Raw genomic sequence first — 1,494 nt, forward strand, 5'->3', positions numbered from 1 at the left:
GGCGGATCGGCCCCTGCCGGCCCCTGCCCGGTCGGTGGCTGTCGCCGCGCGACCCTCGGCCCTGTTGTCGTCGAAGCCTAGTCCAGGGAAACGGCGGCCTCGCGCCCGGTGCGGCGGGGGGCGAGGCCGCGTGCGTCAGTTCATGGTCGGGATGACGAACTCGGCGCCTTCCTTGACGCCGGATGGCCAGCGCGAGGTGACGGTCTTGGTCCTGGTGTAGAAGCGGATGGCGTCGGGGCCGTGCTGGTTGAGGTCGCCGAAGCCCGAGCGCTTCCAGCCGCCGAAGGTGTAGTAGGCGATCGGCACGGGGATCGGCACGTTGATGCCGACCATGCCGACGTTGACCTTGGCGGCGAAGTCGCGCGCCGCGTCGCCGTCGCGGGTGTAGATGGCGACGCCGTTGCCGTACTCGTGCCGGGACGGCAGGGCGAGCGCCTCCTCGTAGTTGTGGGCGCGCACGACGGAGAGGACGGGGCCGAAGATCTCCTCCTTGTAGATGCGCATCTCGGGCGTCACGTGGTCGAACAGGCAGCCGCCCATGTAGAAGCCGTTCTCGTAGCCCTGCATCGTGAAGCCGCGGCCGTCGACGACGAGCTTGGCGCCCTCGGCCACGCCGAGGTCGACATAGGCCCTGACCTTGTCGAGATGGGCCCTGGTCACCAGCGGGCCGAAGTCGGCGCTCGGGTCGGTCGACAGCCCGACCTTGAGGCTCTCGACGCGCGGGATGAGCTTCTCGACGAGGCGGTCGGCCGTGGCCTGGCCGACGGGCACGGCGACCGAGATCGCCATGCAGCGCTCGCCGGCCGAGCCGTAGCCGGCGCCGATGAGGGCGTCGACGGCCTGGTCCATGTCGGCGTCGGGCATGACGATCATGTGGTTCTTGGCGCCGCCGAAGCACTGCACGCGCTTGCCGTGGGCGCAGCCGCGCGCATAGATGTACTCGGCGATGGCGGTGGAGCCGACGAAGCCGATGGCGGCGATGTCGGGATCGTCGAGGATGGCGTCCACCGCCTCCTTGTCGCCGTTGACGACGTTGAGGACGCCGGCCGGCAGCCCGGCCTCGATCATCAGCGCGGCGAGGCGCATGGGCACGCCGGGATCGCGCTCCGACGGCTTGAGGATGAAGGCGTTGCCGCAGGCAATCGCCGGGGCGAACTTCCACATCGGGATCATCGCCGGGAAGTTGAAGGGCGTGATGCCGGCGACGACGCCGAGCGGCTGGCGCATGGAATAGACGTCGATGCCGGGGCCGGCGCCCTCGGTGTATTCGCCCTTCATCAGATGCGGGATGCCGCAGGCGAACTCGACGACCTCGAGGCCACGCTGGATGTCGCCCCTGGCGTCGGGCAGGGTCTTGCCGTGCTCGCGGGCGAGCAGCTCGGCGAGGCTGTCGTACTCCTTCTGCACGAGCTCGAGGAACTTCATCAGCACGCGGGCGCGGCGCTGCGGGTTGGTGGCGGCCCAGGCGGGCTGCGCCTCCCTGGCGTTCGCCAC

At 70.2% G+C, this 1,494-nt stretch carries 1 protein-coding gene; it reads right to left on the minus strand.

Annotated features, from left to right (window positions below; genetic code table 11):
* Positions 1-135: 135 nt before the first annotated feature.
* Positions 136-1,494: CoA-acylating methylmalonate-semialdehyde dehydrogenase (locus QNA08_RS18895; protein WP_283742280.1), on the minus strand; the 1,359-nt coding region annotated here is incomplete at its 5' end.

It is taken from the genome of Chelatococcus albus (assembly GCF_030067675.1).
GTDB classification, from domain to species: Bacteria; Pseudomonadota; Alphaproteobacteria; order Rhizobiales; family Beijerinckiaceae; genus Chelatococcus_A; species Chelatococcus_A albus.